This is a genomic window from Sphingobacterium sp. JB170 (assembly GCF_900163865.1).
GTDB lineage: Bacteria > Bacteroidota > Bacteroidia > Sphingobacteriales > Sphingobacteriaceae > Sphingobacterium.
Genome location: NZ_FUKU01000052.1, coordinates 19139 through 27717, shown reverse-complemented (window position 1 = coordinate 27717; position 8579 = coordinate 19139). Strand labels below are relative to the sequence as shown.

Annotated in this window: 11 protein-coding genes; 2 read left to right on the top strand and 9 right to left on the bottom strand. The window is 39.1% G+C overall.

Translation table 11 applies throughout. The features are described 5' to 3' along the window. Window positions 1-652: TonB-dependent receptor plug domain-containing protein (locus FM107_RS13570; RefSeq protein ID WP_179204484.1), on the bottom strand; the 652-nt coding region annotated here is incomplete at its 3' end. A gap of 222 nt (window positions 653-874) precedes the next feature. Between FM107_RS13570 and FM107_RS13565 the strand changes: the two genes are divergently transcribed. Then, window positions 875-1543: a metal-dependent transcriptional regulator gene (locus FM107_RS13565; protein WP_086949026.1), complete on the top strand. Its 669-nt coding sequence runs from the start codon at window positions 875-877 to the stop codon at window positions 1541-1543. A gap of 57 nt (window positions 1544-1600) precedes the next feature. Here the strand turns inward: FM107_RS13565 and FM107_RS13560 are convergent, their stop codons facing one another. Genes FM107_RS13560 through FM107_RS13540 form a run of 5 tightly spaced genes read right to left on the bottom strand, consistent with a single transcriptional unit; the run spans window position 1601 to window position 6351 of the window. Continuing rightward, window positions 1601-2413 (bottom strand): hypothetical protein, encoded by an 813-nt coding sequence (locus FM107_RS13560; protein WP_228384045.1) that lies wholly within the window; start codon window positions 2411-2413, stop codon window positions 1601-1603. Between the two features lie 16 nt (window positions 2414-2429). Continuing rightward, complete coding sequence (locus FM107_RS13555) at window positions 2430-3329, bottom strand: metal ABC transporter permease (RefSeq protein WP_034727157.1); 900 nt, start codon at window positions 3327-3329, stop codon at window positions 2430-2432. Between the two features lie 15 nt (window positions 3330-3344). Further along, window positions 3345-4628, bottom strand: coding sequence for an iron chelate uptake ABC transporter family permease subunit (locus FM107_RS13550; RefSeq protein ID WP_034727160.1), 1284 nt, complete (start codon window positions 4626-4628; stop codon window positions 3345-3347). Between the two features lie 11 nt (window positions 4629-4639). Further along, entirely contained in the window at window positions 4640-5425 is a 786-nt protein-coding gene (locus FM107_RS13545; protein ID WP_034727163.1) for a metal ABC transporter ATP-binding protein, read from the bottom strand. 5 nt (window positions 5426-5430) lie between these two features. Then, window positions 5431-6351 (bottom strand): metal ABC transporter solute-binding protein, Zn/Mn family, encoded by a 921-nt coding sequence (locus FM107_RS13540; RefSeq protein ID WP_068944914.1) that lies wholly within the window; start codon window positions 6349-6351, stop codon window positions 5431-5433. Between the two features lie 167 nt (window positions 6352-6518). Between FM107_RS13540 and FM107_RS13535 the strand changes: the two genes are divergently transcribed. Further along, window positions 6519-6908 carry a metal-dependent transcriptional regulator gene (locus tag FM107_RS13535; RefSeq protein WP_034727167.1) on the top strand — a complete coding sequence of 130 codons (390 nt, stop codon included), beginning with the start codon at window positions 6519-6521 and terminating at the stop codon, window positions 6906-6908. Between the two features lie 13 nt (window positions 6909-6921). Here FM107_RS13535 and FM107_RS13530 read toward each other — a convergent pair whose 3' ends face one another. The 3 genes from FM107_RS13530 to FM107_RS13520 form a co-directional block, all read right to left on the bottom strand. Continuing rightward, entirely contained in the window at window positions 6922-7371 is a 450-nt protein-coding gene (locus FM107_RS13530) for a BT0820 family HAD-type phosphatase (RefSeq protein ID WP_086949025.1), read from the bottom strand. An 83-nt stretch (window positions 7372-7454) separates the two neighbouring features. After that, the gene (locus FM107_RS13525; protein ID WP_086949024.1) at window positions 7455-7757 is read right to left on the bottom strand and encodes a hypothetical protein; all 303 of its coding nucleotides are present in this window, start codon (window positions 7755-7757) and stop codon (window positions 7455-7457) included. Then, window positions 7754-8569, bottom strand: a complete 816-nt coding sequence (locus FM107_RS13520; RefSeq protein WP_232789357.1) for a UDP-2,3-diacylglucosamine diphosphatase — start codon at window positions 8567-8569, stop codon at window positions 7754-7756. The genes FM107_RS13525 and FM107_RS13520 overlap by 4 nt, the downstream gene beginning before the upstream one ends. Window positions 8570-8579: the final 10 nt, after the last annotated feature.

Sequence of the window (8579 nt, the reverse complement as noted above, 5' to 3'; positions counted from 1 at the left end):
CACTACCGTACAGGGTAGAAGCGGGTCCTTTTACTACTTCGATACGGTCAATCAGGGCTTGCGGTATTCCGCTTAATCCGTACACAGTTGATAGACCACTGACAATAGGCATTCCGTCTATCAATATCATTGTGTAAGGTCCTTCCAATCCATTGATATGAATATCGCCCGTATTACAAACATTACAGTTTAGCTGCGGACGTACACCATTTATATTTTGGAGTGCATCAAAGAGCGAAGGCGTAGGATTAGCCTTGAAGAATTTTGAGGTATAAACTTCTACAGGCACAGGGCTTTCCAGTTTGGATACTTCTTTCATTGTTGCTGTAATAACAACTTCTCCTAATTCACTTGATTTTTCATCAAGCGTAAAGTCTTTAGAAACAGATTCACTGTTTACTGTTATAGTTTCTTTGTAAATACTATAACTGATATGGTTTACTTCAATTTCCCAAGTTCCAAAGGGTACGTTTTCCAAAACATAATTTCCCTGATTATCCGAAGTTGTTCCAATTTTTAATTTTGGAATACGGATAGATGTTGCGTCGAGAGATGTACCTGTTACATCTGATATTTTACCGGATATTTTACCTGTTTGGGCTATTGCACAGACAGAGAATAGTGCAAAGACTATACTGAGTAAATGTTTCATTGATATTTTAATTATTAAATGATTATTGAAAAGTTTAAAAATGTTAAGAGTAGGATTACGTTTATGGGCTATTGGGGTAATGGAAAAGGTTTGTATCTCTCATATTGTTTTGACTATCTATATTTAAAATTTAGTCTTGCAAAATTAGTAAGTTAGATGATACTAACAAAATAATTTCTAACTTTGTTGTTAGGTAGCACTAATATTTGATACTTTTGCCTTATGATATCACATACGGAAGAAAATTACCTGAAGGTTTTATATAATTTGACCAGCTTAAAAGGAGAAGCGAGTGTCAACGACATCAGTAAGCAGTTGGATATTAAAATGCCTACGGTAAACAGTATGATGAAAAGGCTGGCAGAAAAGGAATTGGTAGTTTATGAAGGTTACAAACCACTGAAACTAACTGATGAAGGAAAAAAACTGGCAGCACTCATTATAAGAAAACACAGATTAACGGAAATGTATCTGGTTGAAAAGATGGGATTCGGCTGGGAACAAGTTCATAATATAGCGGAACAGATAGAACATATTCAAGCACCCGAATTTTTTGAAAAGATGGATGAATTACTCGGCTTCCCGAAAGTAGATCCACACGGTTCGCCTATCCCCGATGCCGAGGGTAATATTGCATCAGATAGTTACGTTAAATTAAGCGATTGCAAAGTTGGTGATACGGTTACTTTTATGGCAGTACAGCCGTCTTCTGAAGATTTATTAAAATTCCTGACCAGCCGTGAACTTTCTTTAGGGCTTGAACTCAAAATAAAGCAAATTGAACCTTTTGATGGTAGTATGGCTATAAGCTATGGTAGTAAGGAAAACGAGATGCTAAGCAGCAAAGTTTGCGATAAATTACTTGTGAGTAAGAAACGTAAAAAGAAATAGCTGAACCTCATTTGTAATTTCGGTTCAGCTACGATTCAATGCAATAAGTCAATCGGTTTATTTCTTCAAAACAACTGTCCTTTCAATCGAAGTATTTTCGCCCATTAAAGCATTTCCTGAAGCATCCACCAAAGTCAGCTTTATCCTGTTTTCGCCAAGTGGTAAGCCCTCTATTTTGTATGGTTGCCAGTTGTCCAACATAAACGATTCGCCGTTGATTTCCGCCTTGACTTTATTTCCATCTTTAGAAAGTTCAGTGTTCAGTATATAAAAATCTAAAAGCACAGCTTTGGTGTCGTTTCCTGTATATTCACCTTTCGGACGGCTGTAAAACAACATAGGTGTTTTGGGTAATTCCAATTCCTGAAACTTACCGTCTTCGGTTATTTTAAAACGTTTCAATACGAAAGCACCGGATTCTTTTATGGATTCGTGGTAAGATCGGGAAAGGAAAGACAGCAGGTAATGTTCTGTACCTTTTTTCAATTTCACATCGTGTGCCGGTTTGTACAAAGCTGTATAAGGAGAGTTGTCCAAAATAAAATGGATATGCTGTCCGTCGTGCGAATTTGCCAGATGATGTGTGTTATGGTCTTCGGTAGCTTCGGTAAGCGTAAAGTTTTCGATACCATAATTCACTTTGAATAAAACTGAATCAGGAGAGCTTGTTTCTGTTGTTTGAATATCCGATATTTTCAGTGTTGCTCCCGGAAAGGCTTTGGAGTGTTCCACGGGAGATACCAAAATGCTGTTTTCTTTTATTTCTTCAGAGGTTTGATTCTTGTTTTCTTTTTGTGTTTTATTGTTACATCCCGCCAATAACATTATTCCAATGGCACTTATTCCTATAAATCTGATTTTGTAATTCATTTTCAAAATATTTTAATTAAACATTGCTTTCCTGTAATTGAGAAAGTTCATTTTCAATTAGCTTCCTTTTCTTATATTTTACCACAAACTTCGTGTAAACAAAAACAACAGCAAACACAACACCTGTCATTAACGCCATACATCCGGCAATGGAAGCATTGAGCCAATACGCCAGCCAATATCCGGTAAATGAAACCAGGATACCGATACCGACAGTAATAAAAAGCATTTTCTTTAAGTTTTCCGTCAGCAAATAAGCCGTTGCAGGCGGACCAATAAGAAACGTAATGACCAATATCGCACCAACGGATTCAAACGCACTCACAGTTGTAAAAGACACAGCCGCCATCAGCAGGTAGTGCCATAATGCAGTAGAAATCCCGATCGCAGATGCAAATGACGGGTCGAATGAAGTCAGTTTCAACTCTTTGTACCCGAAATAGATAAACAGTATAACGAGCAATAACACTACCGAAAGTATGTACACAGGTTTGGGACCAATACTTGTGCCATCTGGAAGTATCCAAAGATTAATGGGAACATAAGCGAGTTCTCCATAAAGAACACAATCCTGATCCAGATCAATTTTTCCGGCAAAGGTGCTGATGAGTATAATGCCCACGGCAAACATAAAAGTAAACACAATCCCGATAGAAGCATCCGTCTGTAAACGGGCTTTACGGTGTAGGTATTCAATAATGAAAGTAGCCAGTAATCCCGTGGCTCCCGCACCCAAAAGCATCGGAAGCGTATCTCGACTGCCACTCCATAAAAAAGCAATGACAATACCCGGCAATACAGCGTGGCTAATAGCATCGCCTACCATACTCATTTTGCGAAGCACCAAAAAACTACCCAGCAATCCGCAGGAAATAGCGACCAATGCCCCCGTTAATATAATCCAAAACGCTATCATTTTTTCAGTTTTCTATTATTTCGGAATTACAGTTCCGTGCGGATCTGTTTCCGGGTTCTCCAAATATTTTTCTAATTGTTTTTCCAGTTCGGGTGTGATGTAATGCTCCATTTCTTCGGCATTATTGTGTACGTGGTCAGGAGCTATGTCCATATAATTGGTCAGATATAATTCCCATAAGCGATGCAACCTTACTATCTTTTTTGCTTTTTCAAGACCGCTTTCAGTCAGTTGCCAATTTAAACTATCCTTTACCACCAGATTTTGACGATTTAGTCTGTTCAATCCCGATTTCAATTGAGCCGGGTGCATTTTTCGGAAATCCAACAGTTCATCTACAGTTCTTTTTTTGCTAAAATCATTTCCTTTTTCACCGATTTGATAAAACAGTTTCAATATATTTTCATCCATCATTGTACGACTGTTTTTATTTCGCTTCATTGTTTTGGGAACAATTCCCAAGGGAGCAAAAAAGAAAGAAAAAAAGGCAATCAATGACGAAACTACTACCATCCACGGTCCTGTAGGCATCGCCGGAGCGATATAGGAAATATAAGCTCCAGCCAATCCTGATACAGCTCCGAATATAGCTGCCAATCCAACCATCCGCCTGATATTATGTGTCCAGTATCGTGCGGCTGCGGCTGGTGTAATCAACATCGCTGCCATCAAAACCACGCCTACAGCAGTAATTCCCGTTACCACAGCCAACACGGTAAGGCTGGTCAATAAAAGGTCTAATTTCCGAACGGGCAATCCCAATACTTCGGCATAATGTTCATCAAAAGCGATAATGGTAAATTCTTTGAAAAAAGCAAGTGTAGCCACAATCAACACTACGGCAATAATGGAGAACGTTATCAAATCGCTACCGACCAGCGTAGCGGCTTTCCCGAATATAAAACGATCCAGACCACTCTGTGCAGCATTACCTGATTGCTGTATGTAAGTCATCATAACAATACCCAGGGCGAAAAACACGGAAAGCACCAACCCGATGGCGGCATCTTTTTTGATTTTTGATTTAGCGGTAATGTAGTCTATAGTAACCAATGATAGCCATCCCGATGCAAATGCACCGATAAGCATCACGGAAATATTTTTAGTCCCTGCAAATAGAAAAGCGGCACAGATTCCCGGTAAAACCGAATGCGAAACGGCATCACCCACAAGAGATTTTTTTTTCAATACAATAAACGAACCTACAATAGCAGCACTTACCGAAAGCAGAATGCTCCCGAGTACAACGTAATTGATGTTAGGGTCATTGAAAGAAAAGAAGTTGATTAAATTATCCATTGCCTTGCGTATTATCCTTTTTCGGAAAATTTATCTTTAGCCAATAAATCACCGGCTTCTGCCAATATAGACAAACGTGTTCCATACGTTTTTTTGAGCAATTCGGGGATATAAACCTGTTTTACAGGACCAGAAGCCACCAATCGCATATTGAGCATTACGAGCCAGTCAAAATATTCGGTAATGGTATCTAAATCGTGATGTACTACAATGACGTTCTTTTTAGCATTGACCATCTCACGCAGTAACGTAATAATAGCTTCTTCAGTAGCCGCATCTACGCCTGCAAAGGGTTCATCCATCAGGTAAAAATCGGCTTCCTGTGCCAAAGCACGGGCAATGAATACCCGTTGCTGTTGTCCACCCGAAAGTTGTGAAATCTGCCTTTTGGCAAAATCGCTCATTCCCACCTTTTCCAGACATTCCATTGCTATTTTTCTGTCCGAACTGCGTACGTTGCGAAGCATTCCGATCTTGGCATAGCGTCCCATCAGCACTACATCGAGTGCCGACACCGGAAAATCCCAATCTACCGACTCCCGTTGGGGAACATAGCTTATACGGCTTCTTATTTCGTCCAGGTCTTTTCCGAATATTTTCACGTAACCACTCGACAACGGAATTAAACCCATTATGGATTTGAGCAAAGTGGATTTACCGGAACCATTCGGACCAATGATACCCGTAATGCTACCTTCGGGCAAACTAAAATCAACACCCCAAAGGGCAGGTTTGCTGGAATAACTTACGGTAAGGTCGTGTACTTCCAGTACAGGATTTTCAGATTGAATAATCATTTTATTTACTTTTTTAATGCGGTTACGATGGTGTTCACATTGTGTTTCACCATTCCGATGTAAGTGCCTTCGGGTGTGCCTTTTGCACCCATTGCATCTGAAAAGAGATTGCCTCCGATGGTCAGTTTTTTCCCTTTATTATTCACACCTTCCACCACAGCTTTGAGTGATTTGTCCGAAACGGAACTTTCCACAAATACTGCGGGAATATCATTTTTGATGATGTAATTGACTAAATCGGTCACATCCCGCAAACCTATTTCGGACATAGTGGATATACCTTGTAATCCTCTAACCTCAATTCCATAAGCCTTTCCGAAATAGCTGAATGCATCGTGTGCGGTAATCAGCACCCTTCTGTTTTTTGGAATGGTTGATATTTCTTTTTTTACCCATTGGTCAAGTTCGTCCAATTCTTTCAGGTATCTATCCGCATTTTGCTGATAATAAGCGGTGTTTTCTGGGTTAAGTTTCATCAGGCTTCTTAAAGTTACTTCCGCAGCCTCTTTCCAAAGTGCCACATCAAACCAGATATGTGGATCATAGGTACTCTCGGAAACCTTTAATACTTTGGATACTGTGATAGAATCTCCCAATGCAATCACAGGTTTTACGTGTGTTTGCTTTTCTAATATTTCTCCCATTTTACCTTCCAGATGCAGACCGTTATAAAAGATATAATCTGCATCCATTATTTTTTTTAGGTCGCCCTGACTGGCTTTGTACAGGTGAGGATCTACTCCGGGTTGCATAATGGCTTCAACTGTTGCAGAATCGCCGGCTATGTTCTCTACTATATCGGCTATCATTCCTGTTGTAGTCACAATGTAGGGTTTTCCTTTTGTTGCAGATTTTTTGGAATCCTCACAGGAAATGATGGTAACCAACAAAGTAAAAATGCTTAAATAATATGCGTATTTCTTCATCTATCTGATTTTTAGACTCAATTCTTTAAACTAAAATTTAGACAAAGTTAATAAAAAAGTTAGACTGATATAACAATTAGGTGCTAATATTCTATATTTGCTATTCATAAAATCAATTCCCCAGACTCTGTTTCAAGAGTTGTTCAATTATAATATGCTGATACTATATGGAAGAAAAAAACGAATTGACAACTGCCGAAAAAACGTATCTGTTAAAGATGTATCGGGTTTTAGCAACAGATAGCAAGCGTATTTCCACCTCACAAATGGCAAAACTGCTCGAAGTAAAAGCTCCCTCTGCTACCGATATGCTGAAAAGACTGGCTGCAAGGGGCTTGGTATCGTACAGCAAATATTATGGCTGTGAAATGACGGAGGAAGGCATCCGAATAGCTTCAGTTATTTCGAGGCAACTAACATTGACACGAAAATTTCTAATTCAAAAACTGGATATGAATGAAGAGGACAGCCAGCGTATTGCAGAAAAAATAATTACGCTGAATGAACCTGTATTATTTAAAAAGATAAAGCGAGCACTAATTCTTTACAAAAGATAGATTAAAGGGATATTTAGCCCCATCCGAACCAACGTTTCTTTTTTACATTTCTGTAATTGATATGTGCATCTTTATTCTTCAACTGATGGGCATAGTCGCCGCTTTCAGGGTGCAATGTCTGCCAGATAACATCCCATCCTAAAAAGCCGCCTACATTTCTGTCGTCTATAAAAATGTCGGCATTAATCTTTCGGCTGAAATCTCCCTCGACTGTTTCTCCGGGAAAGTTTTCATTGACAGCATAAAATACCATTCCGTTTTGCCTGCAAAACTCAACTGCTTCCTCCAGCTCCTTTCCCTTCCTGTATGTCCATAAAATCAATCGGTGCCCTTTAGATTGCAATGCTTTTAGTGTCGGAAATGCAAACATCATTTCGTTGCCGATCTCAGGGTACTTATGCTCTACAATAGTGCCGTCAAAGTCAACGGCGATTACTTTTCCTTTCGTGTCAATAAGGTTCATTTTATCTGTTTGTTTTTATTTTTCATTATGGTCAGATAGAATAGCCTGAATAATCTTCATTAAGGTATAAAATTCCTTTATGGCTATTTCTTGCTATATTTTTTTCTAAGTTTTATTTTTTCCGTTTCCCGCTCAATTAGCAGACGGGCTATTGTATGTCCTGAAGACTGCTTTCCTGCATCCAGTGCCAGTGCACTTTTTACATTATCTTCAGAAACATCTATGCGGTACAGGATGCTCAGCAACCTGTTGAAGTCCGATTGTATCAGATGGTTTAAGTAAAATACCAATGCTTCAAACTGTTCCTCTTGGGAATGCTTCGCAGAAACTTCATCAATCTGAAGTTTATCGGCAATTAAAAGGATTGGATAATCGTTTTTTGTCATTTTTTGTCTTTGATAAATTTATAGGTTCTTGACGGGCAGTCAAACTGCTTCAATTTCATTTCAGTACCATCAAAAAAACCGAATGTGAAGTGCTGTATCCAATCTCCGAGGTTGATGTATTCAGATCTGGTATTGAGCTTTACCTGTAAAGGAAGATGCCTGTGTCCGAAAACAAAATAATCGTAATGTTCCATTTCCAGTTTTCTTTTTGCATACTGAACCAGCCATTCCTTTTCTTCTCCAAGAAACTTTACATCTTCGTTGCCTGAAATGAGCTTGTTCTTTACGGACAGGTATTGAGCTAATCGAACGCCTATATCGGGGTGCAACCAGCGAAACAATCTGATGCAGAACGGATTTGTAAATACTTTCTTCAAGCGTTTATATCCTTTGTCATAGGGACCCAAACCATCTCCGTGACCGATGAAAAAACGTTTTCCGTTAATAATAAATATTTCCGGTTTATGAAAAACTGGAATGTTAAGCTCTTTTTCAAAGTAACCGTCCATCCACATATCGTGGTTGCCCGCAAAAAAATATACAGGTATGCCACTGTCAGTTATTTCTGCCATCTTTCCGAGCAACCTTACAAAGCCTTTTGGAATGACCGTTTTGTACTCAAACCAGAAATCAAATATATCCCCCAACAGGAAAACAGCTCCTGCATCATTTTTTACAGTATCCAGCCAGTCAACAAAAAACAGTTCCCTCCGGCGGCTTTCCTCATAAGATGGTGCTCCCAGGTGAATATCCGAAGCAAAATATATCTTTTTGCCATTTCCTAAAATGATGTGACGGTATCCTGTTTTCAAACATTGTTCT